We start from the raw sequence: 26,539 nt of genomic DNA, 5'->3' as shown, positions 1-26,539 counted from the left end.
GTTCAACGGGGACATCATGCAAAAATTCATCGGTCGCACAGCCATTGCTGTCGCGGCGTCTACATTACTCGCGCTCTACGGTTGCGAAACCGGCAATATCGGTACTCCCAGCAGCGGGCTTGGCGGGGGCGGCCTCGGCGGAACCTCGAGCAGTTCGGGCTCCAGTTCCGGCGCTAGCAGCTCAGGCACCTCCGGCTCCAGCAGTTCAGGCACCTCCAGTAGCTCCAGTAGCTCCAGTAGCTCCAGTAGCTCCAGCAGCTCGGGCACTTCCAGCAGTTCCAGTAGCTCGAGCAGTTCGGGCACCTCCGGTGTCTCCTCCACGCCTATCGGCAACGTCGCCACTCAAGGCGGCAACCTCATCACGGCCATCGGCACGACCGTCGCCGATACGGGTTCCAAGGTCACCGGCACCTCGGTCCCCGGCGTCAACGGCGCAGCGACTTCGAATCTCGGCGCGGCAATCAGCGACCTCGGCAACGGCGTCAATGTGCTCGGCAACGGCACGCCCGCGGGTCTCGGCACGCTGGGCAGCTCGACCAATCCGCTTGGCCCGACCCTGACCTCCACGTCGGGTCTCGTGACCAATGCAGGCGCAGCCGTAACGGCGGTCGGCGGCGTGGTGACGAGTCTCGGAACCGGACCGCTCGCGCCGCTCGCACCCGTCACGTCGACCTTGGGTACGGTTGTCGGCGGTGTGGGCGACGGCGTCATCAAAGTTGGCTCGGGATTGAACTCGGCGCTGACCAGCGCGCCGGTTCAACAGGTCGAGACTCAACTGAGCACGGTCATCAACCCGATCACCCTGATGGTCTCGAATACGACGCAGACCATCGGCAACACCACGGGTCTCGGCGCGCCGCTCAATAACTTGCTGAGCACCATCGGCAACGGACTCGATTCGGCCGGCCAGAAAGTGTCGGGGGCGACCGGCGATCAGGTGGGTAAGGATGTCGGCGGCGTAGTGAGCCAGCTGGGCAAGACGGTCACTAGCACCGGCGGACTGCTGACGGGCGCGACCACCAACCCGCTGGCACCGATCGCCGGCCTGCTGGGCCCGCTTGGCGGATCGAGCGGATCTGGCGGCGGCCTCGGCATCCCGCCGCTGACCGGCCTGATCGGCAACCTCGGTTCGCTCGGCGGCACCTCCGGCACCGGCACTGGCGGCCCGCTCGCACCGATCACCGGACTTCTCGGCAGTCTGGGTTCGCTCGGCGGCACCTCCGGAACCGGCGCCGGCGGTCCGCTCGCACCCGTCACCGGACTCGTCACAACGCTGACTTCGACGCTGAGCGGCGCCGCGGGCCAAAGCTCACCGCTCGCCCCCGTTGCAAGTCTCGTTACCACGTTGACCTCGACCGCCAGCGGCGCGGCTGGCAAGACCTCGCCGCTCGCGCCAGTCACCGGCCTTGTAACCGGTCTGACCGGTGGTGCGGGTAGCGGCTCGACCAGCACGAATCCGCTGGCGCCGGTGACGAATCTCGTGACCGGATTGCTGGGTGGTGTCGCGGGTAAATAAGCCGTAGTTCGACCAGCGGCCGGGATTCAAAAATCAAAAACCCGGCCGCTATCTATGTCATGAACACGAGGATGACATGAACTCCACTCTGGATAACGTAGCGCACGTGCATGAGCAGCGGCCGCGTTCGGCGACGCCGTTTTCGGTAGGCCTGCTTGGCATCGTCGCCGGCCTTCTGACGCTCTGGCTGCTACGCGACAGCACCGCACTGGATGGCGCGGGCCGCAGCACCGCCGCATGTGTCGCGATCATCGCAACGATTACGCTATACGAGCTGTTTGTCGCACGCGTGTATCTCCGCCCAAGCGCCGGACTTGCCGGCCAGGCGGTTCGGCCGCTCAGTCTTGCGCGCGTGGGTTTGCGTCTTGCCGCACTGGCTTCCGTGTATGTCGGCATCGGTCTGCTCTACTGGCTATTGCCCGAATATCACGGCACGTTCTACATCCCCTTCTGGTCCCTGATCCGTACGCTCGCACCGTATCTGATCGTCGCCGCGCCATTTTATTTTGCGTGGATGGACCGGCATCAGCGCGAAGTCGACGATGCCTATATGTTGTGGGGCCGCCTCGTGTTTTCCGGGCAGCGCCCGGCCAACTGGAAGCCCGTGCGTGAAATGCTGGCCGGATGGATGGTGAAAGCGTTCTTCCTGCCGCTGATGATCACCTATCTGTCCACCGACGCGGACCATATCGGCGCATCGTTTGCGACCGCGATGAACGCGCCGTTCTCGCTTTCGACGTTCAGGTTCATGTACGACCTGTCCTTCACGATGGACCTGATGTTCGGCACAGTCGGTTATCTATGCACACTGCGCATTCTCGATACCCATGTGCGCAGCGCCGAACCCACCATGTTCGGCTGGCTGGTTGCGCTGATCTGTTACCAGCCGTTCTGGTCGTTGATCTCGAACCAGTACATCCACTATGAAGGCTCGATGTTCTGGGACAACTGGCTGATATCCGTGCCGATTATCCGAATCATCTGGGGCACGATGATCATCGCCCTCGTATTCTGCTACGCGCTTTCCACCATCGCGTTCGGATTGCGGTTTTCGAACCTGACCAATCGCGGCATCATCACCTCGGGCCCTTATCGCTTCACGAAGCATCCCGCCTACATCACGAAGAATCTATCGTTCTGGATGGTCTCGGTGCCGTTCGTCGAACCGTTGGGCTGGCGCATCGCGCTCACGCACTGCGTCGCACTCGCGACCGTGAATCTGGTGTATTTCCTGCGCGCCAAAACCGAGGAACGGCATCTGATGAACGATCCCGACTATCGTGCTTACGCTGAATGGATCGCGCGCAATGGGCTGTTCGCCAGGATCACACGTGCGTTTCAATAAGGTGTTTTTTCTACGAACACGGCAGCATGCAGTTGCTGCGACGCACCATTTATCGCTGCCGCGGTGCCTATTATCGGTATTTTTTACCCATTTCCGATCTGTTCCCGGTGGAAACAGACGAGTGTGCCGATTGCGTGAAAGGCGCGATTAACCGCAACGATCAGCCGGTAATCGGCGCTCGCCTGAACGGCATTGCACACAGGACGTTACGTAACGTCCTGTGTCGTGATTGATCACTGCTCGCGGCCGAGCGCCAGGACATGGGCCAGGCCAGCCTTCGGGCGCGAGAACAGGAAGCCTTGCACCAGCGCTTCAGGCCATGAGCGAGTCAACCATTGCAACTGTGCCTGGGTCTCGACACCGTTCACCACGACCTGCACGTCAAGCGCACGAAGCATGTCCAGTAATGCCGATACCACCACGCAGGCGCGAGGATCACGCGGGACCGTGGCGATCAGTTCAGGCGCGATCGTGACGGTGTCCACGTCGAGCGCGCCGAGCAGAGCGAGCGAAGATGCGCCGTTGCCCCACTTGCCCAGTGAGATGCCGGCTCCCGCCGACCGAAGCCCGGCCGTCAGGGTACGCAAAGCCAGGAAACGCGCCGCGTCGGCGCTATCGGGCACTTCGATCTCAAGCAGGTTGGCGGGCACACCATACGAACGTGCGATGCGTGCGAGATCGTCGGCAAACGATTCGAGCACGGCCACTTGCGCCGGCACCGTGATCGCAACCGGCAACAGCGCCATCTTCGAAGCGAGACAGTCGCGCAGCTCACGGCACACGCCATCGATGACGAACAAGGCCATCTCCCGCGCGACCTCCGGGTGCTCGAGCGGCATCATGAAAATGCCGGGAAGCAGTAGCCCGTAGTCAGGATGCGTCCATCGAACCTGCGCGTCGAGACGCGTCAGCGCTCTGTTTGCGGCGCGATAGACACCTTGAAACACGAGATGAAACTCGCCCTCTCGCAGACCGTCACGGACGCGGTTTTCGAGGTCGCTCAGCGCCATGGCGTCGCCACGCGAGTCGTCCCAATCGGTCTGCGCAATGCAAGCGTTACGCGTGCCGAACGTAGTTGCGAGCGATACAGGCTTTTGATAGTCGAGCGTTAGCATGGCGTAGATGCAATTATTTAACCGGGCTAACGCATGCACATGTCGTGCCAAGCAGCACGTTCATTGCGCAATCTAACAGCGACCAGGACCGATAAACCCTACGGGACAACGGTTTGCGGCGATCCGATTAAGCCTGTCGGGACGCAATTTTTATTTCCAAACGTGGGGTTGAACGCGAATGTTACGTAGCGTTTTGCATCGACGTTACGGTGCGCCGCGCGGGGCATTAGACAAGGGGATAATCACGAGTCCGCCCCTTCACTCCGAGGCGACTCTGTCATGCATGACGAATAAGATTGCCGTACAACGGGTGGTGAATTAGTATTCCGCACCGCACCAGTAATAATTGACCGATAAAAAAAAATTTACTAGTATCGGCATCAACGCAGCATGCAACGACTGCGCATTCCCCATACAGTCATTCAAGGCGGGCAATGCTTCAGATACCTCTCACCGACGCCGATTGGGCGCGTGTCCAGAATCTCTTTCCTATGGTCTCGTCGGGCCGCGGGCGTCCTCGTCGCAGCGATCGTGAGATTCTCAACGCGATACTCTGGGTGCTCCAAACGAAAGAAAAATGGCACAGGCTTCCGGCCACTTTTCCGCCGCAGCAGACTTGTTATCTTCGGTATATGACCTGGAAAAAAACGGGCGTTTTAGACCAGGTGAATGAGCGTCTTCCGCTGTGCGATTCAGCGCTGTCGATCTGCTGCTGAACTAGCGAAAAACATTGCTTCGCATGCCATATCGATTCAGAAGCGATCCGCTGCCGCAGAGGTCGCTTCTGTGACTTCTCGTGCCCGGTAACGCGTCAGGCCTTGCCGTTCATTCGATCCACCACCGCCAGCAGATCGCCGAGCGACTGCTTGCATTCCGCTGCATTCGGCGCGCTGGCGCGCAACGCACTCAGCGCGCGATCAATTGCTTTGTCGACCGTGTGCCAGTCAGCCGCGGCACGCGGCTTCAGCGAAGGCTCGGCGTCGTCCCATGCAAGTTCCAGATCTTTGATGCGCGTCTTGCCGCCCGCGAGATCGCCTTTGCCGACCAGCACCGCCGTGTCGGCCGCGATCTTGCGGAACGGCGACAGGTCGCCGAGCTTCGACGCCTTGACGGGTTCTGCCGCCTCGGCTGACGAAAAACCGATCCCGGCCGCCTCGCGATGCCCAAAGCTGATAGCGGAGATGGCGATAAAAGAAGCGATGACGGCTTTGCTGAGAGTGCGTTGATTCATGATTGTTCTCTTCCGTTTGATCCGATCTACGATTGAAAATGAAGGACGTGTACGACTTTTCGAGCGGCGCACGCTCAAGGTTCGCGCGCGGCGACAGCGCGCACGGACCGCTGTTCGACTGCACTTGCGAAGATGACGAGTACGACGATTGCGCTCAGGAACAAGACGCTCGTATTGATCGTGCCGAGGCCGATACCGCCATATGCCTGCGACTGCGAGAGCAGATCACCGAACGAGGCACCCAACGGCCGCGTCAGAATGTAGGCAAGCCAGAAAGTCAGCACCGGATTCCCGCCGACGTAATAGACGACGGTCACCAGAGCGATCAGCGCGCTGAATGCCACGGCACCGATCATGAAGCCGAGCCCCAATGCTTCTGTTGCAAGATCGCCGGCCGCGGTGCCCAGCGCGAACGTGAACAACACGGTAGCCCAATAGAAAAGCTCCCGCCGCGTCGTGTAAATGGTGTGAATCGACAGCGTCCGCTCGCTGCGATACCAGAGCGCGAACACCACGGCCAGCGCGAGCGCAAACACGATCGTGCTGACATAGAGACTGACACCCAGTTTGTCGGTCAGCGCATCGGTGATCTGCGTGCCGACCACACTGACCAGCACCACGGTCAGCCAGTAAATCCACGGCACGTACTTGCGCATGCGAAGCTGCACGGCCAGGGCGGCAATCAGCAATGTGAGCATGATTCCGCCGGTGAGCGCGGTACCGAGCCCCACGTGCACGGCCAGATAATCCGCGCCGGTTTCGCCGACGGTGGTCGCCATGATCTTGATTGCCCAGAAGACAAGGGTTGCCTCGGGCACTTTGTTGCGCATTTCGGCAACACGATAAGTCGAGGTCTCTAACAAGCTGGTTCTCCCATTAATAGGCACTTCATTCGACGTTGCGAGCAAGTGCGCGCGTGCCCTTGCTCAATGCGACGCATAGTGCAATGGCGAACCTTATGAAAACCTTACGGAAGATGCCGATAAAACCGGCGAATCGCGGCGCGGAAATGAATGGATAAAGGACACCTTCAGCGCCCCTTAAGCGATGCTTAAGGACTTCGAAAAAATCAAAAAATATACTGCTCAAGCACTCCGGATCGAGGCGGATAGACAGAGCGCAGCACACACGTTTTTTCTATCGGGAGATTTGAATGTCCATTCAGGCAATCGGTCATAGCGCCGTACAAGCATCGGCCTCATCGACCGCGTCGACATCGGGTTCAGCGCCGACCGCTCCGGCATCGAGCACGAGCGCATCGTCGGCTACGGGGTCGAGCACCAGCGCCTCCGCTTCGTCGTACACGGTCAACATCAGCAGTGCCGCACGTGCTCTGTTGGCTGAAGCAAGCGAGACGTCGGTTCAAACCGCGCAGGAAGCAGGAAAGGGCGACCAGCAGGCGCAACGCCTGCTCGCTAAGGAGGCCGCCACCAAAGTGAATTAACGCATTCAGGACAAGCAAATAACGCCGTGTGCATGCTAGATGCACACGGCGTTCTGAGCGCAGGTGTTCGAGTGAACGCTTCAGAATCGCGCCAAGGCGTTACAACGCCTCGGCAAACGTTTCGTGCGGGACTTCTTCGCGCAGGATGTAGCCGAGCCCGCGCAAGGTCATGATCTTCGCGCTGGAGCTGGCCAGATGCTTGCGCAAGCGGTGAATGTAGATGTCGATGGCGTCGGCGCTGGGTTCGTCGTCGAGCGTGAAAACCTTGTCCATCAGCGTGGACTTCGAGACCGTCTTGCCCTGCTTCAGCATCAGCGTTTCAAGAATGGCGTGTTCGCGCCGCCGCAACGGCAATGGCTCATTTTGTAGGACGAATTCGCGGGAATCGAACAGGTAGCGAAGATCGCCACAGTCGATCGACTGGCCCTTGTCGCCGGCCGCCTGGCGGCGGATCAGCGCCTTGATGCGCGCCACCAGCTCGCGTGCGTCGAAGGGTTTGACGACGTAGTCGTCCGCGCCGGCCGAGAAACAGGCCACTTTGTCGTCGGTCGAACCGTTGGCGGTGAGCATCAGCACCGGTACGTTGTCGCGTTTGCGGCGCAGACGCGCCAGCACGTCCTTTCCGCCAATGCCCGGCAAGCGCAGATCCAGCAGCACCGCGTCGTAGCACTGCAGGCCGAGCAGCGTCTCCGCCCGCTCGCCATCCTGCGCCCAGTCAACCGCGAAATTCTCGACCTGCATGAGGTTCATCACCCAGCGCGCGAGGTCAGCGTCGTCTTCAACGAGCAACAGTTTCATAGCTCTCCCCTGATATGTCGGCGCATCAAACCGCTGCCGACCATAGTCGCATCTCGACGGTGGCGACCAGCCCAACCCCGCCCTCTCCCGGTTCAAGCGTGACGTTGCCGCCTTGCCGATGAGCGATCTCGCGCACGATTGGCAAGCCGAGTCCGGTTCCGTCGGCGTGACTCGACGCGCGATAGAACCGCTCGAACACGCGCGCCCTCGCTTCGGCTTTGATACCCGGTCCATTGTCGATCACACGCACGATCGCCCTGTCATTGCTGCGCTGCGTGTGCACGGTGACGCGGCCGCCGGGTTGCGTGTAGCGCAGCGCGTTGTCGACGAGATTGGTCACGAGCGCCGCAGTCAATGCCTCGTCGCCGGTCACGTACAAACCGTCTTCCAGTTCGGCACCCAGATCGATTGCACGCGACTGCGCAAATGCAATCAGTTCCTCCAATACCCCCGCGATCAACGCGCTCAGATCGACCCGTTCGCGCGTATTGGCGGGCGCCTCGGACTCGGCCTGAGCGAGCAGCAACAATTTGTTCGTCAAGGTAGTCAGCTTGCGGCTGCTTTTATGCATGCCGGTCAGCGCTTCGTTGAGCGGCACGTCGCGATTCTCACGTTGCCGCGCAAACTGGATCTGCGCAAGCAGCAGCGCGAGCGGCGTGCGCAACTGATGCGCGGCATCGGAAATGAATTGCCGCTGGGTTGCGGCCTGCTGCCCCATGCGCGCAATGCACTGGTTGATCGCTTCGACGATAGGCCTTAATTCGACATGCAAACGCGCCACACGTATCGGTTCAAGTTGCGACGCGTTGCGATCGGAAACGTCGTCTTTCACCTTCATCAACGGGCCCAGTTCGAAGGTCAGGCCGAGATAGACGAACACCATAGCCAGCACCAGCGTGAGCACCTCGCCAAATAGTTGCGGACGCAACAAACGCCACACCATCGCGTCGCGCGAGCCTTCCGTCTTCGCAACCGCCACGACGACTTCTTCAGTGCGGCCCGAATCGTATAACTGCCGCACGTATGCAGCCGCGCGCACGGCGCGGCCGTCGTCGAGATGCGTCGAGTACAGCATGGGGACGTCGCTCACGCCGCGCGGCACTGGCAAATCAAGACTCCCGGCCATCAAGCGGTTGCCGCTCGCTTCGACGCGATAGAACACGCTGTCCTGTTCCGGCGATTCGAACAGCTCGAGCGCGGCCGGCGGAATCTGGATCGAAACGTTGCCGTTATCCCAGTCGATGTCCTCGCCGATGATGCGCATCGACGATAGTAATGCGTTGTCCTGAACCAGGTCGGCCGTGGTCTGCGCGTTGCGATACGAAATCATGCCGGAAATGGAAACGAACGCCGCCAGTGGCAGCAAAAGCCACCACAGCAAGCGTCCGCGCAAACTGCCTGAAAACACGATTCGTCGTTCCTCTGTTCTGGATGAAGCGGCTGATTTAACCCGGCGGAAGCGCTTCCGCCGGTGCACGCGGAAACGTGACCGTGATATGCACGCCTTTGCCGCCTTCGCCCGGCTTGAGCACGATCTCGCCGTGGTGCGCGTCCGCGATTTCGCGCACGATGGCGAGGCCGAGGCCCGTTCCTTCCGTATCCGCCGACGCCCTGAAAAACGGCTCGAACACCCGGTTGCGCGACTCGGCCGGAATGCCGGGGCCGTCGTCCAGCACCGACACGGCGACCGAATCGGCCAGCGCGCTCACCGCCACCGTGACGTGGCCGCCACTGCCGGTATACCGGATCGCGTTCTCCGCGAGGTTGGCGATCAGCGCCTGAAGCAGGCCCCGGTGCCCGGCCACCGGCGCGGGGCCGCTCAGTTCCGCGCCCAGATCGATGTCACGGGCCTGGGCGAGCAGCGCCAGATCCTCCACAACTTCCATGGCAAGCGGCACCAGATCCACCGTTTCCACCGCCAGTTGCGTGTTGTCGGCGGCCTCGGCCTGCGCGAGCAGCAGCAACTTGTTGGTGAGCCCGACCATCGAACGATTGCTGCGATGCATCGCGGCGAGCGCTTCGTCGAGCGCGGGATTCAGGCCATCCTGCTGGCGTGCGAACTGCAACTGCGTGCCGAGCAGTGTGAGCGGCGTACGCAACTGGTGCGCGGCGTCGGCGATAAAACGCCGTTGTGCGGCCACCTGCACGCCGAGCCGCGCGATACATTGATTGATCGCTTCGACAATGGGCCGCAACTCGGTATGCAGGCGTTCGACGCGAATCGGCTCAAGCTGCATGGGGTCGCGATCGGCGACGTCTTCCTTCACTTTCATCAGCGGCCGCAGTTCGAACGTGAGTCCGATGCAGGCCAGCGCGACGGCCAGCAAGATCATCTCGATCTGCCGAACGAGTTGCGGCTGCCACAATTGCTGCGCCATCGCGTCGCGCGAGCGCACCGTCTTGCCCACGGTCACGCGCACGCGGCGCGTCGCGCCGTTGTCGTACATCAGACGCACTAATCCGACCGCGCGCACAGGCTGGCCCTGGAGTTCGGCGTCGTAGTGATCGGGCGTGTCGGGCGCTTGCGCCGCGCGCTGCGGGAAATCGGGTGTGCCCGCCAGCAGGCGGCCATCGTCGACCCGCACGCTGTAGAACACCTGATCGCGGTACGGCGACACGAATATTTCCAGCGCGGCGGGCGGCACGTCCACGCGCAGAAAACCGTCCACCCATTCCACCTCGCCGGCAATCATGCGCGCCGACGAAATGAGCTGGTTGTCCTGCACCAGATCTGCCGTGCGCCGCGCGTTGTCGTACTCGGCCTTGCCTGTGACGAACACGTACAGCGCGAGCGGCACCAGCAGCCACCACAGCAGGCGCATGCGCAGACTATTGGTCATCTTCTTTCTTGCGCAGCAAATAACCCAGCCCACGCAGCGTAACGATCGCTGCCGAACTGCCGTCGAGCTTTTTGCGCAACCGCGAAATATAGATCTCGACCGCGTCCTCGCTCGGCTCGTCCGCGAGCGTGAAAATCGCGTCGACCAGGGCCGGTTTTGTCACCGTCTTGCCCAGACGCAGAATCAGCGTTTCGAGCACCGAGCGCTCACGCGGCGTGACGTTCAGCGGCGCGCCCTTCAGCGTGAACTGACGTGTGTCGATGTCGAACGCGAGATCGCCGCACACTACTTCGCTCGCTTTCGACGGCGACTGGCGGCGGATCGCCACCTTGATCCGCGCAATCAACTCGCGCACTTCGAAAGGCTTCACCAGGTAGTCGTCCGCACCGGCGCCGAGCAGCTCCACTTTTTCGTCGATCGAACCGCTCGCGGTCAGGATCAGCACCGGTGTGGCGTCCCCGCGCTGGCGCAAACGGCGCAGCACGTTCTTGCCGGACAGCTTCGGCAGATTCAGGTCGAGCAGGATCACGTCGTAGTGATTGGTGCGCAGGAGGCGGTCGGCCGAGTCGCCGTCCTGCACGGCGTCGAGCGCGAACGCTTCCTGCTCCAGCATCTTCGCGAGCCAGTGCGCCAGCGTGGGGTTGTCTTCGATTAGCAGCAGCTTCATGGCGGGACCGGCGAAATAAACAGCAAAAGTCAGGACGCCGATTGTGCCGTAAAACAAGGGCTTTGCGCGCGTCCGGAACGGTTTGCGCAACGCGTGGGGGCGTTTGCGGCCGGGCTGCGGCCAGACTGCAGCGGGGTTGCGGCCAAGTTGCGGCGAATTCTCGGGTTAACACCCATGATTTCCCGACAGCCCCGAAAGCTGCCAGAAGGTTTTCAATTTCTATAATCCACGTCATTCATCCAGAAAGCGCCGCATCCACACATAGCGGCGACTAAACCTAAGGAGACTGCTCCATGCGTACCTTGCGCCAGATTGCCGCCGTGTCAGGTGTTGCATTCACCCTTGCCGCCGCATCGGCCGCGGCTCACGCCGAAAAACTGACGATCATGGTTGGCGGCGCCACCAAGATCATCTATCTGCCGGCCAAGCTCACGGAGCAGCTCGGCTACTTCAGGGACGAAGGCCTCGACGTCGAAATCCTCTCGCAACCGGCCGGCGTGGATGCGGAAAACGAATTGCTGGCAGGCGCGGTGCAAGGCGTGGTGGGCTTCTACGATCACACCATCGACCTGCAGAGCAAGGGCAAGGAAGTCCAGGCACTGGTGATTTTCGGCCAGGTGCCGGGTGAAGTGGAAATGGTCTCCACCAAGGCCTCCGAAACGCTCAAGAGCATGGCCGACGTGAAGGGCAAGACGCTCGGCGTGACCGGCCTCGGCTCGTCGACCAGTTTCCTCACGCAATACCTCGCGCAGCGTGCGGGCGTGCCGTCCACGCAATACACGCTGCTGCCGGTTGGCGCGGACAACAGCTTTATCGCCGCCATCAAGCAGAACCGCATCGACGCGGGCATGACCACCGAGCCGACCGTTTCGCAGTTGCTGAAGACCGGCGACGCCAAGGTGCTGGTGGATATGCGCACGCTGGAAGGCACGCGCGCCGCGCTCGGCGGCACATATCCGGCTTCGAGCTTCTACGTGCAGCGCGCATGGGCCGAGTCGCACAAGGACGACGCCGCGAAACTCGCGCACGCCTTCGCGAAGACGCTGAACTTCATCGCGACGCATAGCGCGGAAGATATTGCCGCGAAGATGCCGAAGGACTACTACGGTAATAACAAGGACCTGTACGTCGGCGCGCTGAAGGCGTCGCTGCCGATGTTCACGAAGGACGGCAAGATGCCCGCCGACGGCCCGGACACGGTCCTGAAGGTGCTGTCGGCATTCAATCCTTCGGTGAAGGGTAAGCATATCGACCTCGCCAAGACGTACACCAACGACTACGTCTCGACAGCGGTCAAGACCGCGGCGAAGTAATGCCTTTGAAGTAACGCCCCTTCAACATCAAGAGAACGACGAGGCACCAGCCGATGAATCAACCTATGTCACGCGATACGCCCGCCATCGAGTTCCGCAACGTATCGTGCCGTTTCATTTCTCCCGACGGCAAAGCGACGATCGCATTGCGCGAATTCAGCATGTCGGTAGCACGCGGCGAGTTCGTCGCGGTTGTCGGTCCGACGGGCTGCGGCAAGTCGACCACGCTCAGCATGATCACCGGCTTGCTGAAGCCGACCACCGGCGAAGTGCGCGTGATGGGCGCGCCGGTGGACGGCATCGATCCGCGCATCGGCTTCGTGTTCCAGGCTGACGCCGTGTTTCCGTGGCGCTCGGTACTCGACAACGTGGCGGCCGGCCCGCTCTATCGCGGCCGCTCGAAATCCGCCGCGTACGACGAAGCCAACGAATGGCTGCGCCGCGTGGGCCTCGACAAGTTCGGCAAGCACTATCCGCATCAACTGTCCGGCGGCATGAGAAAACGCGTGGCGCTGGCGCAAACCTTCATCAACAAGCCGGAAATCCTGCTGATGGACGAGCCCTTCTCGGCACTCGACATGCAGACCCGCACGCTGATGCAGGACGAATTGCTGCAACTGTGGGGCGGCGCCGGCTCGGTGGTGTTCGTCACGCACGATCTGGAAGAAGCGATTGCGCTCGCCGACCGTGTGTTCGTGCTGACGGCGCGCCCGGCCACGCTGAAGAAAGTGTACGAAATCGATCTGCCGCGTCCGCGCGTCACGTCGGAAGTTCGCTACGACCCGCGTTTCATCGAAATTTCGCGCGACATCTGGCATGACCTGCGCGAAGAAGTGCAGATCGGTTAATCAAGGAACGGCAAACATGTCTACTACCCCTCAACAGACGATGCCTTCGGGCATCGATCCCGCGACGCTCGCCCAGGTCGAGCGTGTCGCGCAAAAACGCATCCGGCAACGCCATGCGCTAGTGGTCACGCTGCGCATTGTCGTGCTGGTGGTCGTGCTCGGCGGATGGGAATTGTCCGCGCGCCTGAAGTGGATCGATCCGTTCTTCTTCTCGATGCCGACTGCGATCTTCGATCAGATCATCGACTGGTTCGTGAACGGTACGTCGCAAGGTCCGCTCCTGACGCAGGTGTGGGTCACGCTTGAAGAAACCGGGCTCGGCTTCATTATCGGTTCGGTGGCAGGCATCTTCTGCGGCATCCTGCTCGGCCGCAACAAGCTGCTCTCCGACGTGTTCAGCCTCTACATCAAGATCGCCAACTCGATCCCGCGCGTGGTGCTCGGCTCGGTGTTCGTGATTGCACTCGGTCTCGGCATGGCTTCGAAGGTGGCGCTGGCGGTGGTGATGGTGTTCTTCGTTGTGTTCGCCAATGCGTTTCAGGGCGTGCGTGAAGCGGACCGCTACATGATCGCGAATGCGCAGATTCTGGGTGCGTCGCGCCGTCAGGTGACCACCTCGGTGGTGATTCCGTCGGCGTTGAGCTGGATTCTTGCCAGCCTGCACGTGAGCTTCGGTTTTGCGCTGGTCGGCGCGGTGGTGGGCGAGTTCCTCGGCTCGAAGCAAGGTATCGGCCTGCTGATCTCCACGGCGCAAGGTGCGTTCAACGCAAGCGGGGTGTTCGCGGCAATGATCGTGCTGGCCGTGGTCGCACTGGCTGCGGACTATCTGTTGACCGCGGTCGAACAGCGGCTGTTGAAGTGGCGGCCTACGGCGGTTTGAGTTGACCGTCAGGTCGTATTGCGAAAAAGGGCGCCCTCGGCGCCCTTTTTTATTCCTGTTTTGCTCCGCCTTGCACTCATTCAGCATAACGGATCGACGTACAACACGCTTTCGCAACGGCGCGTTTTGCGCTACGTTTGCAACGCTGACATGATCTGATCGAGCTGACACGGCAGTACGCACGAAAAATCCATTCACCCTCTGCTGGAGCGATGAATATGAGTGACGTCCACGACGGCGAAGCGGCAGCAAGCGAGACAAACGCGTCAAATACGGCAACGGCGGCGAACGAGCCGAAGGACCGGATCGAACATGTCGTCCTGCTGTTGATGGAAAATCATTCCTTCGATCAGATGCTCGGCTGTCTCGACACGGTGCACGCCGGTCTGGATGGCATACGCAACGCCGCGTCGAAATCTAACGACGACGGCCAGGGCCACACATTTCTCCCCAAGGCAACGCAAGAACGGCAGATGCAGCACGATCCGGATCACGGCCACAAGGCTGTGCTGGCCCAGATCGCGGGAAACAACAGCGGCTTCGTTCGATCATTCGTGAGCGACTACCCGAAGAGCACCCTCGCCGCCCGGCAAGACATCATGGGCTATTACCCGCACGGGTTTCTGCCGGCGTTACACGCGCTGGGCGAGCAGTTCACCGTGTGCGACAAGTGGTTTTCATCCTTGCCCGGCCCAACCTGGCCGAACCGTTATTTCGCGTTGACAGGTACGTCGATGGGCGAGGTGGAGATGCCTGTGGGACTCGACGCCCTGAATCCACGGTGGTACACCGAGCAAAACCAGGACACGATTTTCGACCGTTTGAATGACGGCGAGAAAACGTGGAAGATTTACTTCTACGATTTTCCAGCATCGCTGCTGCTAAAAAACCAGCGGCACGAAAAGAACCTCGTCAATTACCGGCGGTTCGACACGTTCTTCGACGATGCAGCCGGCCCCGCAAACGAGTTTCCGGCGTTCGTTCTCATCGAACCGAAATACTTCGGCGAAGCACAGAACGACGATCATCCGCCGCACAACATCATGAAGGCGGAGAAGCTGATCGCCGACACCTACAACGCGCTGCGTTCCAACCAGGCATTGTGGGAGACCACACTGTTAGTCATCCTGTACGATGAACACGGCGGTTTCTTCGACCATGTGCCTCCGCCGTCGAACGCCGTAGCGCCCGACGAACACACGGACAATTTCCCCTTCACGCAACTCGGCGTGCGTGTCCCCGCGATTCTCGTCTCTCCATGGTGCGATGCCGGCGTGTGTCATACGCAATTCGATCATTGCAGCCTGCTGAAATATCTCTGTGACAAGTGGAAGCTCGGGCCACTCGGCAATCGTACTCAGGCCGCGGCAAGCATCGGAGTGGCGATCCGCTCGACGGGCCTTGCCCGGACCGATACGGTGCCTTTTATCCGCGTGACCAATCAATCGCTGATTGCGGAGCACGTAGAGCTGGAAAGGAAGTCGTCGAACAGCAATCAGCATGGACTCCATCATTTCGCCGACCACTTGCACGAAGAACTGGACAAATTGACCGCGGACCTGGTGGATTCGGCATCGCAGCCCGCGCTTACGGAAACAGGATGGGTTAGGTTAAAAAGCGCGCTGGGCTCGGCGATGATGCGTTTCGGGCAGTGGCTCAGCCAGGACTTCTATCAAGCCCGGGATGATCGTGAAGCGCGCACCGGCCAGGCGTTCACCCGGCTCATGCAGTCCGCCCAAGTCCCCGCGACGACACCGAAAGACGGCGCACCGGTCGCGGCACCGCGTTCGTAGCGAGCGGCGGGGCCAAGGGTTCATCAACTGCCCCCCTTTTTATATCAAATTTCGTAACAAACCTTACCTGAATTGACGATTACTCCGGCCAGATCGCAAAACTACAATGCAATTACTGACTACGAACAAGACCGCTCGTAGCAAGATAAAGATCGAACTGGAGGTAGTTCATCATGAAATCGCTCATTCAAGCTGTTGTTATCGCTGCTGTGCTGGCCGCTCCTGTTGCCTCGTTTGCGCAGTCCAACCAGCCCGCGACCCGCGCTCAGGTGCGTGCAGAACTGATTCAACTCGAAAAGGCCGGCTACCAGCCGGCCCGTTCCGACCCGTACTACCCGGCTGACATTCAGGCTGCACAGAGCCGTGTCGCCGCGCAAAACGGTACCGCACAAGTTGCGGAAAGCGGTTACGGCAGTGCGGTGAGCGGCTCGTCGCAGTCGGGCCGCCCGGTTCCGGCGAACGGTCCGAAGTCGGTGTATTTCGGCAACTAAGCTGGCAACCTGGCTTTGAAGCGGCACGACCCGCAGAGGCCCCGCCCTTTGCCCTGATCTGCCGCCAGGCGCGCAACCCGCCGCGCGCCCTGATTCAAACGAACTGGCCCGCGATCGAGCATCCCCGATCGCGGGCCAGTTCTGTATTCGTTACCTCCGTCATCGGGCTCCCGATGACTTCGCCTGGACCTTCAGGGTCTGGGCGCATTTTCTTTTTGTCATGCTACGTCTGGATGAAACCTCAGCGATGCCAGGCCGCCAGCGCTATTCGCGAGCGATCAGATCGCCCACCTGTCCACGGCCCGTGACGAGACAGCTCGACAGGAAATTTTCACCCTGGCTGCTGGCTCCGGTGTCGCCGAAACCCTTTTTCAACGCATTCGATTTGACCAGCTCCGCGCCTTGGTGGCACGTAATTGCCCCCATCTCTCCGGCTTGCGCGCGCATCAGCGCTCTATCTGCCATCAAATAGCCAAGCAACAGCACCACGGCAATATTGAACGCTTGTCTCATGGATCGTCTCCTCTTTTAAAGAGACTAACGCGAACCATAGACGCAGGATGCTAGGGGTTTCCCGATTGATGGCGATTCGATGATGCAGATTAGGTTATGGGGTTCTGCCGGGGCTCTGGCTCTGCTGGCAAAATCCTGGCGGCATTGCACAGCGAAATAATAGTGAGACTGAATGACTTAAAAGCAGTGTCATTGAATGCGTTTCCAGGCATTCGTACAAAAAAGCGCGGGGATTTTTTCTTCGCGCTTCGAATCAGCCTTGCAGGGTCTGACTTCCCCTCAACACTTTAAGTTGAGGGCTGGCACTCAAAGTCGAGCTTCGATTTGCCTGATCCGCTTTTCAACCGATGCCCGCACGAGGCCATTCGAAGGCACCAGCAGCAGTGAAGACCCAATGATCCGATACACCTGATTGCGCCGGACCTTCGAGACTTTGGCCGGGTCGAGCCAGGCATCATTATCGACCAGCAACAGCAGCGTATCCAGGCCGATCAGGATCGGCCACAAACACGCGAGACGCAAACGCACCGAGAACGCGGGAATCGCCAGCGTGTAGTCCAGTGCCTCACGGAAATGATCCAGCGCCTTGCGCACGAGTTCGACCATCAGAGGCCGCGCGCGAACGGAGTTGACCGGCTGCAAAAGATCTTGCGCACTGAGGCCGTATTGATCGAGCATCGTCTGCGGAAGGTAACAGCGGCCGATCCGCAAATCCTTGCCGCAATCGCGCAGCACGTTGGTCATCTGCAGCGCTTTGCCGAAACGCACGCCGCGGCGCGCCATGATCTCGGGCCGCTCCTTCAGAGTGCCCGGCATGTGTGCGTAGGTCATGGTGGTCCAGAATTCGCCGACGCAACCCGCCACCAGGTAGGTATAGCGGTCGAGTTCCTCGTACTCGCGCAACGCGGCGATCTGGCCGGAACGTTCGTCAGGGAAGGTGCGAAGGTCGAATTCCATGCCCTCGGTCAGCGTCGACACGATCTCGCGTACGGCTTTCCGGTCCGACTCGCTCAGTTGCGATAGCACCTCAAGCGCGGGGCCGAGCGATTCCAGCAAGACCTTTTCGTCGGACTGGACCTGTTGGCCTGCCACTTCGGCAGCCATCCGCTGGAACAGCGCGCCATCGTCCGGGGCGCCGTTGACCTGGTCGCGCAGCGACAGCAGCAACGCAAGGCGTTGCTCGGGCGAGATCAGCGAGGTATCCGCGATCGTGTCGGCCGCGCGCGCCAGCAGGTACGCGAGGCCGATTGGATCGCGCATCCCGGCGGGCAGCACGCGCAGGGTGAGATAAAAAGAGCGTGAAACGCCTTTCAGGAGCGGGCCGAGAAGAAAGGCCCGGGTCGGATTCGGCATGAGTGGGATCGGGTCGGGATTGGGCAAAAGTCAGGTGCTGCCGAATTGTATACGGCGAAGCACCTTTGCCGTGCTACGAGGAACCCAGTGTGAGCCAGCGATGCGTGCCTTAAGTTGTGCCTTAAGTTGTGCCTGAAGCCGAACTTCAAGTCGCGCCGCAAGCAGCCGGGTAAATCACAGCAGGATCGCGCCGCGCCGGGTCGTACATCGCTTCGACGAGCGCGGCCCGATGCGTTAGCACCGCGCGCTGATTGATCGAACCTTTGTCGGTGACCTCGCCGAGATCGAGCGAAGGCGCGACGTCCATGAGCCGGATACGGGCGATTGTGGTCGCGCCGCCGGTCGCACTGCGATTGAGCGCCTCCAATAGCGCCGCAAAATGCGCCCTCACACGAGGCGCTTCGATCACCTCCCGCGCGCTTGCCGACGAAGGCAAACCCGCGAGCCGCCGGCAATCGTCGAGCCGCGGAAACACCAGCACACTCACATCGTCGCGATTCATACCGGCAACAACCACGTCCTGCACATACGGCGCGCCTTCGGAAATCACGCGAGCCCGCATCGGGCCGACACTCACGAACGTGCCCGAACTCAGCTTGAAATCTTCTGCGATGCGGCCGTCGAACAGCAGCCCGAGTTCCGGCCGGTCGACATCGACAAAGCACAACGCGTCGCCGCTGCAAAAGTAACCTTCTTCGTCAAAGGCGTGATCCAGCTCCGCGGAATCCGCGCGCCAGTAGCCGGCCATCACATGCGGTCCACGATAGCGCGCCTCGAGCTTGCCGCCAACCGGCGCAAGTTTGACCTCGCAGCCAGGCGCCGGCGAGCCGACATAGCCGGCGCGCATGACCGGGCCCGTGGTGAAGAAGCACGACGGCGCGGTCTCGGTCATGCCGAGTCCGGCCATGATGCGAATGCGCTCGCCACAATACTTCTCGGTGACGCGTTCGAGCCGGTCCCACGCGGCTTGCGAGAGTCCCGCACCGCCGAAGAAATACACCTTCACACGCGAGAAAAACGTCTCACGCAATTGGGCGTCCTGCTCCAGTGCGATCGCTAGTTCTTCCCAGCCTTTCGGCACGTTGAAATAAATCGTCGGCGCGATTTCGCGCAGGTTGCGCAGGGTTTCCTGAAACTTGGCGTTGACCGGCTTGCCGTCGTCGATATAGAGCGTGCCGCCGTTGTACAGCGCAATGCCCGCGTTATGGCTGCCGCCGAAGGTGTGGTTCCACGGCAACCAGTCGACCAGCACCGGCGCCTCGTTCGCGAACTCAGGAAACGTTTCGCGCAGCATCTGCTGGTTGCTGCACAGCATGCGGTGCGTGGTCGGCACGGCCTTGGGCAGGCGGGTCGAGCCCGACGTGAACAGGAACTTGGCGATGGCGTCCGGGCTCACGGCCGCGTGGACGGAATCGACCGTGCCCGGCGGGGTATCCAGCAGGTCGCCGAACGACGTCACGCTGCGCGCCGCTTGCGGCTCCCTGGGTCCCGTTGCGGCAACGATTTCGACGTCGGCCGGCACCACGGCATCGATCGCGTTGGCGAACTTATCGTAGCCGCTTACGAAGACCAGGCCCGGCGTCAGCAGATCGATCGTGTGGCGCAGCTTGCCGTAGTCGCCCGAAGCGAGCGAATACGCCAGGGAAATCGCCGCATAGGGAATGCCGGCCCACATTGCGCCGAGTGCCAGTTGCAGGTGTTCGAGATCGTTGCCCGAGAGAATCGCCACCGGACGCTCAACGGAAAGATCGCGCGCGAGCAGCGCCTGTCCGATCGCGCGGGCACACTGCAGTGCTTTCGCGTAGCTCAGGCCGACCCATTGACCGTCGCTGCCGCGTCGTGCCGCGAGCCATCGCTCCGGGTGCTCGCGCGCGCCGCTCGCGAGCCGGTCGGTCAACCGTTGCGGGTACGCGCCGAGTGCCTCGTTAGCGCGCAAATACCATGTGTCGCCGTGCCGTTGCGCGTGCAACGAGGGTGTGCCGATCGTCGTCGCGCGGTAATGCACCGGCGCCTCGTCGTGCGCGCTGGGGGTGTTCGTTTGTCTCGGCTCGGAATGCAAAGCCTGTCTCCTGTCGACCAGAGTTCGCGCTTCAGCGCGTTACTCTGGTCCCATGCAAAATGATTGCGGGGATGCTGCCTGCTCGTCGCATGACGACGGCATCGGGCACTCCGCTTTCTACGGCGGAGCGACCTTCCTTGATGTTTCAATGTCGCGCATCGACCGCGGACGATCAGATCGGATAGTGGCGCGGGCCGGTTTGAATCGTGATCCAGCGCAGGTCCGTGAACTCGGCGATCGACGCCTTGCTGCCAAACCGCCCATAACCGCTCTTCTTCACGCCGCCGAACGGCATCTGCGCTTCGTCGTGCACGGTCGGCCCGTTGATATGGCAGATGCCCGATTCGATGCGTTTCGCCACATTCAACGCGCGCGATATGTCGCGGCTGAATACCGCCGCGGAGAGACCGTATTCGCTATCGTTGGCAACCTGAATCGCTTCCTCGTCACCGTCCACACGCTGCACCGTCACCACCGGTCCGAAGGACTCCTCGGCATAGAGCAACATGCCGCGCGTCACACCGTCGACAATCGCCGGTTGCATCACCGCGCCTTCAACCGAGCAGCCGATTGGCAGCTTCGCGCCCTTCTCATGCGCGTCTTCAACCAGCGCCTTGATGCGCCGTGCAGCCGCCACGCTTTCGAGCACGCCGAGCACAGAATCGCCCGCGGCCGGATCGCCCGCCTTCAGGGTCCGTGCCTTGGCGGCGAGCTTTTCGACCAGCGCATCGGCGACCTTGCGGTCGACGATCAGCCGCTCCGTCGACATGCAAATCTGCCCCTGGTTGAAGAACGCGCCGAACGCGATACCCTCCACCGCCGCGTCCAGATCGGCGTCGTCGAGCACCACCACGGGCGCCCTGCCGCCGAGCTCCAGCAAAGCCGGTTTCAGATGCTGCGCGGCATGTTGCGCGACGATGCGTCCAACCCGCGTCGAGCCGGTGAAATTGACACGCCGCACCGCCGGATGAGCAATCAACCGCCCAACAATTGCCGGCGCGTCTTCAGCGGAATGCGTGACGACGTTCACCACACCGTCGCCAAGACCGGCTTCCTGCAACACTCTGCCAATCAGCCGGTGCACGCCCGGGCAGCCTTCGGAAGCCTTCAGCACGACCGTGTTGCCACAGGCAAGCGGCATGGCAATCGCCCGCGTGCCGAGAATCACCGGCGCATTCCACGGTGCCATGCCGAGCACCACACCGCACGGCTGGCGTACTGCCATGGCGAGACTGCCCGGCACGTCTGAGGGAATCACGTCGCCGTCGATTTGCGTCGTCATCGCGGCGGCTTCACGCAGCATGTTGGCGGCTAGCATCACATTGAAGCCGTACCAGTTCGGCATGGCGCCGGTTTCGGCCACGCCGGTTTCGATGAACTGCGCCGTGCGGGCATCCATCAGATCCGCCGCGGCCAATAGCCGTCTGCGCCGTTCAGTCGGCGCCAACGCCGACCATGCCGGGAACGCGCGCGCCGCGGCGTCGACCGCCGCGTCGGCATCGGCCAACGTGGCGGCAGCCGCACGCGAGGCGGCCACGCCGCTCGCGGGATTGATCCGCTCGAAGGTTCGGCCGTCCGATGCGCCACGGCTCTCCCCGCCGATCAACAATGTCACTTCATGCATATCCGATGTCTCCTCGCTGGGTCACTCGCTCAGGCAAGTTTCACACGCTGCTCTTCTTACGCGTGTCACTACCTGAATCCATCCTGGCGCGTGCGATTGCTCAGCGCTTGTAGGTTTGCAGACCCGGCTTGATCGCCTTCTCGTCGAGGAACTGTTTCAGGCCCTGCTCGCGGCCGCCTTCGGGATCGCGCAGTTGCGCCTGATCCAGCTTGGCGTACAGGTAATCCTCGTTCTGATCCCACGTGAGTTCGCGGCAGCGCTTGAAGCCGTTCTTGGCCGCGCGCAATACGACCGGATTCTTTTGCAGCAGCTTCCCTGCGAGCACGCGCGTGGCGTCGCGCAGTTCGGCACGCGGCACGCTTCTGTTGACGAGGCCCATTTGCGCCGCCTCCTGACCCGTGAACGTCTCACCGGTCATGATGTAGTAAAGCGCCTGACGATGCCCGACGGTGTCCGCCATGGCCTTGCTCACCAGATTGCCCGGCGGAATGCCCCAGTTGATTTCGGAGAGGCCGAACACCGCTTCATCAGCGGCAATCGCGAGATCGCATGCCACCAGCGGCGAGAAGCCACCGCCGAAACACCAGCCGTTGACCATCGCGATGGTCGGCTTCGCGTACATGCGCAGCAACTGCCATTGCCAGCGGCATGCGTCGCGGCGAATCTTTTCCTGCAGGATTTCCGGGCCGGCGTCGACCTCACGGAAATATTCCTTCAGGTCCATGCCCGCGGTCCACGCATCGCCCTCGCCCGTCAGCACGAGAACCCGGGCTTCGGCATCCAGTTCGACCGCCTCGAGAACCTCGATCATTTCCTTGTTCAGCGTTGGGCTCATCGCGTTGCGCTTCTCGGGACGATTGAACGTGACCCATGCAATTCCCTCTGCAACATCGACCTTGACGGTTTCCCAACGACCTTCGTAATTCATCTGTTTTCTCCGTGAACGTCGACCGCGACGGCGGCCTGATGGAGGCATTTAATATCAGGTTGCCTGATATGTAAAGTGGAAATTTACGGGCTCGGTGCAAACCCCTATCGGCCGCATTGACGGTGAGGCGCGCTAAGATGCGGGCTAGACCGGACCTCCTGCCCATCATGAGCAAAAATCAAAATGCACCCGTCGAACCCACCGCCACGCGCACCCGCCGCACCAACCTGCGGCTCGCCTATGTGATCGGCAGTCTCGACCGCATCCTGCGGCGCCGCATGACCGAGGCGCTCGCGCCGCTCGGTTTGACGCTGGCGCAATTCACCGCGCTTTCGGTGCTCGATGCCAAGGGGCAGGCGTCCAATGCGCAAGTTGCCGAGCGCTCCTTCATCACGCCGCAATCGGCCAATGAAGTGATGAACGCCATGGCGAGCCGGAACTGGGTCAGCCGGGAGCCGGACCCGACGCACGGCCGCATCGTGCTGCTGCAACTGACCGACGAAGGGCGAGCCGTGCTGCGCGAATGCGAGCAGGCCGTCAAGGCGATCGAAAAGCAGATGATGGAAGGCACCGGGCTCGAAGCGGCCGGCATGGTACAGGCCCACCTCGAAACTTTCGTGCGCAACCTGCGCGGCTAATTTTTTGTTTCTCCACCTTGCCAGGTGTTTTCACTGAAGCGCCGGCACTTGCGTTATCAGCCTACCTGATATTAAATCCAGTCCACGATGCAGCGTGTGGAGACGCGGTGCATCGCTTCGAAGCAAACGGACAGTACGGGCCGTAGCGCAGGCATCGTAACGATGTGACGCGCGCTACGCCTTTTGATGCGCGGTTAGTAAGCATCCCATCGCGACCTCAATGGTGATCTGAATCCCGCTCTACCGAAGCTGTCCGGAACACCAGATCATTCCGGCGCGGAAAAGGCGAATCCGCTTCGGCGTCCACCCGGCGCGCCAGACGGCGACTCTGCCTCTGCCGTTCTCCATTGACACCGGAAAATCAGGCATTTTAATAAGGATCACTAACGTGAAAAGAGCCGGAACATTACCCTCGACAGAAAGCCTTGCCGGTCCGGCAACATCCGCTCGGACAAGCGCCTTCGTCACACTTGGCTTGTGTTTTTCCGTCGCCCTGCTCGAAGGGCTGGACCTGCAGTCGGTCGGCGTCGCCGCACCGCAGATGGCACGCGAGTTCGACCTCTCGGTCGGGCAGATGGGGCTCGCGTTCAGCGCCGGGACCTTCGGCTTGCTGCCGGGCGCGATGGTCGGCGGACGGCTCGCCGACCGGATCGGACGCAAGCGCGTACTTGTGATTTCCGCCTGTCTGTTCGGCCTGCTGTCGATCGCGACCGCGCTGGTGAGCGACTTTCACACGTTGGTGATCGTACGCGTGCTCACAGGGATCGGCCTGGGTGGCGCACTCCCGAATCTGATTGCGTTATCGTCGGAAGCGGTCGAACCGCGCTCGCGCAGCACCGCGGTGAGTGTGATGTATTGCGGCATTCCGTTTGGCGGCGTGATCGCTGCGGTGATCGGCGTATTGAGCGCGGGCGACACCGGGTGGCGGCACATTTTCTACGTCGGCGGCGCGGGGCCGCTGGTGCTGGTGCCGCTGCTGCTCGTGTTTCTCGCGGATTCGAAGGCCTTCACCAATGCTTCGCGAGACGGTCATGCGAAGCCTGCGCCCGTCGGCGAGATCCTGTTCGGCGGCACACGTGGCCTCTCCACCGTGCAGATCTGGGTCAGCTATTTCTGCACGCTGATCGTCCTCTACTTCCTGCTCAACTGGTTGCCTTCGCTGATGGCGGCGAGCGGCCTGTCGCGCGCGCAAGTTGGCTACGTGCAGATCTTCTTCAACATCGGCGGCGGTATCGGCGCGTTGTGCATCGGCATGTTGATGGACCGGATGCGCTCGGGCGTCGTGGTGGCGGGCATGTATCTGGGGATCATCGCGTCGCTCGCGGCGCTCTCGATGGCGCCCGGTTTCGGCGCACTCGCAACCTCGGCCTTCTTCGCGGGGATGTTTGTGATCGGTGGGCAATCGGTGCTGTACGCACTTTCGGCGGCGTTTTATCCGACTGCCATGCGCGGCACCGGTGTGGGCGCGGCCGTGGCGGTGGGCCGCATCGGATCGGTGGTCGGACCGCTTGCCGCGGGTCAATTGCTGGCAACGGGCCGCAGTTCGTCAACGGTCATCGGGGCGAGCATTCCGGTCACGCTGATCGCCGCCGCGGGCGCGCTGCTGTTGCTGCGCCGCCCACGCGCCGACGACTGACCCGCCGCATACAAAATCAATAATCCTAACAACAAAGACATTCAATCATCGGTTTGGAGACTCTCTACATGCAAGCATCCACACGCCTTCTTTTTTGCGGCGCATTGTGCGCCGTCAGCGGCGCTGCAGCGGCGCAATCGAGCGTGACGCTCTACGGCATCGTCGACACCGGCATCGAATACGTCTCGCACGCGAACGCCGCGGGCAAGAGCGTTTTTCGCATGCCGTCCGTGACGGGCGAACTGCCTTCGCGTTGGGGCCTGCACGGCAATGAAGACCTAGGCGGCGGCTATAGCGCGGTATTCACGCTGGAAAGCGGCTTCAACGTGCGTGCCGGCGATCTCGGCCAGGGCGGCCGGCTTTTCGGACGCCAGGCGTTCGTTGGCATCAGGAGTCCGTACGGAACCGTCTCGTTCGGACGCCAGTACACCATGACGTATCTTGCGCTGATGGGTGCGGACCTGATTGGCCCGGACATCTACGGTCTGGGTTCGCTCGACGCCTACGTGCCGAACGCCCGCGCCGATAATTCGGTGAGTTACGTCGGCACCTATGCGGGTGTAACGTTGGGTGCGAACTATTCGTTCGGCCGCGACGCGGCGGGCACCGGCAACTCGCCGGGCCAGGGCACCTGTACCGGCTCGGTAGCCGGGCATGCAACGGAATGCCGCGAGTGGTCGGTGATGCTGAAGTACGATGCGCCGCTGTTCGGCGTCGCGGCTTCGTATGAAGAGCAGCGCGGCGGCAGTACCGCGGCCGCGAATTTCTTCGACGGGGTTGCGCCCATTCCCCTCACCAACGCCGCCGACAAAGACATCCGCACGCACGTCAGCGCCTACGGGAATATCGGCAAGGCAAAAATCGGCGCGGGCTGGCTCAATCGCCGTGTCGAACCCTCGGCCGTCACGATTGCAAGCGTGCGCTCGAATCTGTTCTTCGTCGGCGCCTCGTACTTCGTGACGCCGGCTTTCATCGTCGACGGCGAGGTCTATCACATCACCAATAGCCAGCACGACACGCGCGCCATGATGGGCACGCTACGCACCACCTATCTGTTGTCGAAGCGCACTGCCGTCTATGCGCAAGCGTCGTATCTCGCCAACAGCGCGAAGGCGCGCTACTCGGTCAGCGCCGGCGGCGGCGGCACGACGCCCAGCGCAGGCACCGGCCAGACTGGCGCGATGATCGGCATTCGTCATTCGTTCTAGTCCGGCAGACGCCGCATAAAGCACACAACGATCGCTGCGGCTGTGTCTGCGGCACTCGCCCTCGCGCATGATGGGTACAATGCATGCGCGAGGGAATGCACCGCCCGTTTCTTGCCGTACCCCCTTCATTGCGTCGGTTTGAAAAAACGTCGGCGCACGCCCTCCGCGCCGCACTGTAAGCGGCTCCTTCCCGATCCCCTCGCGCACGCCACGTACCAGCCACCTACCTCCTGTTCGTCAGGTGGGGCGGGCTCCGGACAGATTCCCGCTCGTTGAATGCCAAAACGCATATGGTTGCC

Annotated in this window: 25 protein-coding genes; 12 read left to right on the top strand and 13 right to left on the bottom strand. The window is 61.7% G+C overall.

Annotated elements, in window-relative coordinates; genetic code table 11:
- Window positions 1-16: 16 nt before the first annotated feature.
- From B0G76_RS20015 to B0G76_RS20005, 3 genes are all read left to right on the top strand, one after another.
- On the top strand, window positions 17-1,516 hold the full coding sequence (locus B0G76_RS20015) for a collagen-like triple helix repeat-containing protein (RefSeq protein WP_120294113.1): 1,500 nt from the start codon (window positions 17-19) through the stop codon (window positions 1,514-1,516).
- Window positions 1,517-1,592: 76 nt separating this feature from the next.
- Entirely contained in the window at window positions 1,593-2,861 is a 1,269-nt protein-coding gene (locus tag B0G76_RS20010; RefSeq protein ID WP_120294112.1) for an isoprenylcysteine carboxylmethyltransferase family protein, read from the top strand.
- Between the two features lie 26 nt (window positions 2,862-2,887).
- Entirely contained in the window at window positions 2,888-3,094 is a 207-nt protein-coding gene (locus B0G76_RS20005) for a hypothetical protein (RefSeq protein ID WP_120294111.1), read from the top strand.
- Here the strand turns inward: B0G76_RS20005 and B0G76_RS20000 are convergent, their stop codons facing one another.
- Window positions 3,095-3,976, bottom strand: a complete 882-nt coding sequence (locus B0G76_RS20000) for an EAL domain-containing protein (protein ID WP_120294110.1) — start codon at window positions 3,974-3,976, stop codon at window positions 3,095-3,097. It abuts the gene before it with no gap.
- Window positions 3,977-4,410: 434 nt separating this feature from the next.
- Here B0G76_RS20000 and B0G76_RS44875 point away from each other — a divergent pair, with 434 nt between their 5' ends.
- A complete protein-coding gene (locus tag B0G76_RS44875) occupies window positions 4,411-4,692 on the top strand; it encodes a transposase (RefSeq protein WP_120294109.1) in 282 nt (93 codons plus the stop codon).
- A gap of 95 nt (window positions 4,693-4,787) precedes the next feature.
- Here B0G76_RS44875 and B0G76_RS19990 read toward each other — a convergent pair whose 3' ends face one another.
- From B0G76_RS19990 to B0G76_RS19960, 7 genes are all read right to left on the bottom strand, one after another.
- Window positions 4,788-5,207 (bottom strand): histidine kinase, encoded by a 420-nt coding sequence (locus B0G76_RS19990; protein ID WP_259460648.1) that lies wholly within the window; start codon window positions 5,205-5,207, stop codon window positions 4,788-4,790.
- A gap of 74 nt (window positions 5,208-5,281) precedes the next feature.
- On the bottom strand, window positions 5,282-6,037 hold the full coding sequence (locus B0G76_RS19985; RefSeq protein WP_120294108.1) for a hypothetical protein: 756 nt from the start codon (window positions 6,035-6,037) through the stop codon (window positions 5,282-5,284).
- Window positions 6,038-6,380: 343 nt separating this feature from the next.
- Window positions 6,381-6,521: a hypothetical protein gene (locus B0G76_RS42940; RefSeq protein WP_183082099.1), complete on the bottom strand. Its 141-nt coding sequence runs from the start codon at window positions 6,519-6,521 to the stop codon at window positions 6,381-6,383.
- 229 nt (window positions 6,522-6,750) lie between these two features.
- The gene (locus B0G76_RS19975; RefSeq protein WP_120294106.1) at window positions 6,751-7,449 is read right to left on the bottom strand and encodes a response regulator; all 699 of its coding nucleotides are present in this window, start codon (window positions 7,447-7,449) and stop codon (window positions 6,751-6,753) included.
- A gap of 25 nt (window positions 7,450-7,474) precedes the next feature.
- Window positions 7,475-8,857, bottom strand: coding sequence for a sensor histidine kinase (locus B0G76_RS19970; RefSeq protein WP_120294105.1), 1,383 nt, complete (start codon window positions 8,855-8,857; stop codon window positions 7,475-7,477).
- A 37-nt stretch (window positions 8,858-8,894) separates the two neighbouring features.
- Window positions 8,895-10,289 carry a sensor histidine kinase gene (locus B0G76_RS19965; protein ID WP_120294104.1) on the bottom strand — a complete coding sequence of 465 codons (1,395 nt, stop codon included), beginning with the start codon at window positions 10,287-10,289 and terminating at the stop codon, window positions 8,895-8,897.
- Window positions 10,279-10,956, bottom strand: coding sequence for a response regulator (locus tag B0G76_RS19960; protein ID WP_120296568.1), 678 nt, complete (start codon window positions 10,954-10,956; stop codon window positions 10,279-10,281). The genes B0G76_RS19965 and B0G76_RS19960 overlap by 11 nt, the downstream gene beginning before the upstream one ends.
- Window positions 10,957-11,249: 293 nt before the next feature.
- On the opposite strand from B0G76_RS19960, the gene B0G76_RS19955 reads away from it, so the two are divergent.
- The 5 genes from B0G76_RS19955 (at window position 11,250) to B0G76_RS19935 (ending at window position 16,281) form a co-directional block, all read left to right on the top strand.
- Window positions 11,250-12,269, top strand: coding sequence for an ABC transporter substrate-binding protein (locus B0G76_RS19955; RefSeq protein WP_120294103.1), 1,020 nt, complete (start codon window positions 11,250-11,252; stop codon window positions 12,267-12,269).
- Window positions 12,270-12,322: 53 nt separating this feature from the next.
- Window positions 12,323-13,117, top strand: coding sequence for an ABC transporter ATP-binding protein (locus B0G76_RS19950; RefSeq protein ID WP_120294102.1), 795 nt, complete (start codon window positions 12,323-12,325; stop codon window positions 13,115-13,117).
- A 16-nt stretch (window positions 13,118-13,133) separates the two neighbouring features.
- Entirely contained in the window at window positions 13,134-13,997 is an 864-nt protein-coding gene (locus B0G76_RS19945; RefSeq protein ID WP_120294101.1) for an ABC transporter permease, read from the top strand.
- 218 nt (window positions 13,998-14,215) lie between these two features.
- Window positions 14,216-15,790, top strand: a complete 1,575-nt coding sequence (locus tag B0G76_RS19940) for an alkaline phosphatase family protein (protein ID WP_120296567.1) — start codon at window positions 14,216-14,218, stop codon at window positions 15,788-15,790.
- A gap of 173 nt (window positions 15,791-15,963) precedes the next feature.
- Complete coding sequence (locus B0G76_RS19935; protein ID WP_120294100.1) at window positions 15,964-16,281, top strand: DUF4148 domain-containing protein; 318 nt, start codon at window positions 15,964-15,966, stop codon at window positions 16,279-16,281.
- Between the two features lie 264 nt (window positions 16,282-16,545).
- Here the strand turns inward: B0G76_RS19935 and B0G76_RS19930 are convergent, their stop codons facing one another.
- The 5 genes from B0G76_RS19930 to B0G76_RS19910 all read right to left on the bottom strand — a co-directional run bounded on the left by B0G76_RS19930 (window position 16,546) and on the right by B0G76_RS19910 (window position 22,758).
- Complete coding sequence (locus B0G76_RS19930; RefSeq protein WP_120294099.1) at window positions 16,546-16,794, bottom strand: hypothetical protein; 249 nt, start codon at window positions 16,792-16,794, stop codon at window positions 16,546-16,548.
- 306 nt (window positions 16,795-17,100) lie between these two features.
- The gene (locus B0G76_RS19925; protein ID WP_120294098.1) at window positions 17,101-18,147 is read right to left on the bottom strand and encodes a phytoene/squalene synthase family protein; all 1,047 of its coding nucleotides are present in this window, start codon (window positions 18,145-18,147) and stop codon (window positions 17,101-17,103) included.
- Window positions 18,148-18,292: 145 nt separating this feature from the next.
- Window positions 18,293-20,206, bottom strand: coding sequence for a feruloyl-CoA synthase (locus B0G76_RS19920; RefSeq protein WP_120294097.1), 1,914 nt, complete (start codon window positions 20,204-20,206; stop codon window positions 18,293-18,295).
- Between the two features lie 172 nt (window positions 20,207-20,378).
- Window positions 20,379-21,830 (bottom strand): aldehyde dehydrogenase, encoded by a 1,452-nt coding sequence (locus B0G76_RS19915; RefSeq protein WP_120294096.1) that lies wholly within the window; start codon window positions 21,828-21,830, stop codon window positions 20,379-20,381.
- A 100-nt stretch (window positions 21,831-21,930) separates the two neighbouring features.
- Window positions 21,931-22,758 (bottom strand): p-hydroxycinnamoyl CoA hydratase/lyase, encoded by an 828-nt coding sequence (locus tag B0G76_RS19910; protein ID WP_120294095.1) that lies wholly within the window; start codon window positions 22,756-22,758, stop codon window positions 21,931-21,933.
- A 167-nt stretch (window positions 22,759-22,925) separates the two neighbouring features.
- Here B0G76_RS19910 and B0G76_RS19905 point away from each other — a divergent pair, with 167 nt between their 5' ends.
- The 3 genes from B0G76_RS19905 (at window position 22,926) to B0G76_RS19895 (ending at window position 26,240) form a co-directional block, all read left to right on the top strand.
- Window positions 22,926-23,396 (top strand): MarR family winged helix-turn-helix transcriptional regulator, encoded by a 471-nt coding sequence (locus tag B0G76_RS19905; protein ID WP_409076722.1) that lies wholly within the window; start codon window positions 22,926-22,928, stop codon window positions 23,394-23,396.
- Window positions 23,397-23,871: 475 nt separating this feature from the next.
- Entirely contained in the window at window positions 23,872-25,032 is a 1,161-nt protein-coding gene (mhpT, locus tag B0G76_RS19900) for a 3-(3-hydroxy-phenyl)propionate transporter MhpT (protein ID WP_409076760.1), read from the top strand.
- Between the two features lie 68 nt (window positions 25,033-25,100).
- Complete coding sequence (locus B0G76_RS19895) at window positions 25,101-26,240, top strand: porin (RefSeq protein ID WP_120294092.1); 1,140 nt, start codon at window positions 25,101-25,103, stop codon at window positions 26,238-26,240.
- The last annotated feature ends 299 nt before the right edge of the window (window positions 26,241-26,539 follow it).

The organism is Paraburkholderia sp. BL23I1N1, from assembly GCF_003610295.1.
Classification (GTDB): domain Bacteria; phylum Pseudomonadota; class Gammaproteobacteria; order Burkholderiales; family Burkholderiaceae; genus Paraburkholderia.
This window is presented reverse-complemented; position numbering and strand designations above follow the sequence as displayed.

Excerpts from the sequence above, each read along its gene's own strand:
- B0G76_RS20015 (WP_120294113.1), top strand. The coding sequence starts at position 17 with ATGCAAAAATTCATCGGTCGCACAGCCATTGCTGTCGCGGCGTCTACA.
- B0G76_RS20010 (WP_120294112.1), top strand. The coding sequence starts at position 1,593 with ATGAACTCCACTCTGGATAACGTAGCGCACGTGCATGAGCAGCGGCCG.
- B0G76_RS20005 (WP_120294111.1), top strand. The coding sequence starts at position 2,888 with ATGCAGTTGCTGCGACGCACCATTTATCGCTGCCGCGGTGCCTATTAT.
- B0G76_RS20000 (WP_120294110.1), bottom strand. The coding sequence starts at position 3,976 with ATGCTAACGCTCGACTATCAAAAGCCTGTATCGCTCGCAACTACGTTC.
- B0G76_RS44875 (WP_120294109.1), top strand. The coding sequence starts at position 4,411 with ATGCTTCAGATACCTCTCACCGACGCCGATTGGGCGCGTGTCCAGAAT.
- B0G76_RS19990 (WP_259460648.1), bottom strand. The coding sequence starts at position 5,207 with ATGAATCAACGCACTCTCAGCAAAGCCGTCATCGCTTCTTTTATCGCC.
- B0G76_RS19985 (WP_120294108.1), bottom strand. The coding sequence starts at position 6,037 with ATGCGCAACAAAGTGCCCGAGGCAACCCTTGTCTTCTGGGCAATCAAG.
- B0G76_RS42940 (WP_183082099.1), bottom strand. The coding sequence starts at position 6,521 with ATGTTGACCGTGTACGACGAAGCGGAGGCGCTGGTGCTCGACCCCGTA.
- B0G76_RS19975 (WP_120294106.1), bottom strand. The coding sequence starts at position 7,449 with ATGAAACTGTTGCTCGTTGAAGACGACGCTGACCTCGCGCGCTGGGTG.
- B0G76_RS19965 (WP_120294104.1), bottom strand. The coding sequence starts at position 10,289 with ATGACCAATAGTCTGCGCATGCGCCTGCTGTGGTGGCTGCTGGTGCCG.
- B0G76_RS19960 (WP_120296568.1), bottom strand. The coding sequence starts at position 10,956 with ATGAAGCTGCTGCTAATCGAAGACAACCCCACGCTGGCGCACTGGCTC.
- B0G76_RS19955 (WP_120294103.1), top strand. The coding sequence starts at position 11,250 with ATGCGTACCTTGCGCCAGATTGCCGCCGTGTCAGGTGTTGCATTCACC.
- B0G76_RS19950 (WP_120294102.1), top strand. The coding sequence starts at position 12,323 with ATGAATCAACCTATGTCACGCGATACGCCCGCCATCGAGTTCCGCAAC.
- B0G76_RS19945 (WP_120294101.1), top strand. The coding sequence starts at position 13,134 with ATGTCTACTACCCCTCAACAGACGATGCCTTCGGGCATCGATCCCGCG.
- B0G76_RS19940 (WP_120296567.1), top strand. The coding sequence starts at position 14,216 with ATGAGTGACGTCCACGACGGCGAAGCGGCAGCAAGCGAGACAAACGCG.
- B0G76_RS19935 (WP_120294100.1), top strand. The coding sequence starts at position 15,964 with ATGAAATCGCTCATTCAAGCTGTTGTTATCGCTGCTGTGCTGGCCGCT.
- B0G76_RS19930 (WP_120294099.1), bottom strand. The coding sequence starts at position 16,794 with ATGAGACAAGCGTTCAATATTGCCGTGGTGCTGTTGCTTGGCTATTTG.
- B0G76_RS19925 (WP_120294098.1), bottom strand. The coding sequence starts at position 18,147 with ATGCCGAATCCGACCCGGGCCTTTCTTCTCGGCCCGCTCCTGAAAGGC.
- B0G76_RS19915 (WP_120294096.1), bottom strand. The coding sequence starts at position 21,830 with ATGCATGAAGTGACATTGTTGATCGGCGGGGAGAGCCGTGGCGCATCG.
- B0G76_RS19910 (WP_120294095.1), bottom strand. The coding sequence starts at position 22,758 with ATGAATTACGAAGGTCGTTGGGAAACCGTCAAGGTCGATGTTGCAGAG.
- B0G76_RS19905 (WP_409076722.1), top strand. The coding sequence starts at position 22,926 with ATGAGCAAAAATCAAAATGCACCCGTCGAACCCACCGCCACGCGCACC.
- B0G76_RS19895 (WP_120294092.1), top strand. The coding sequence starts at position 25,101 with ATGCAAGCATCCACACGCCTTCTTTTTTGCGGCGCATTGTGCGCCGTC.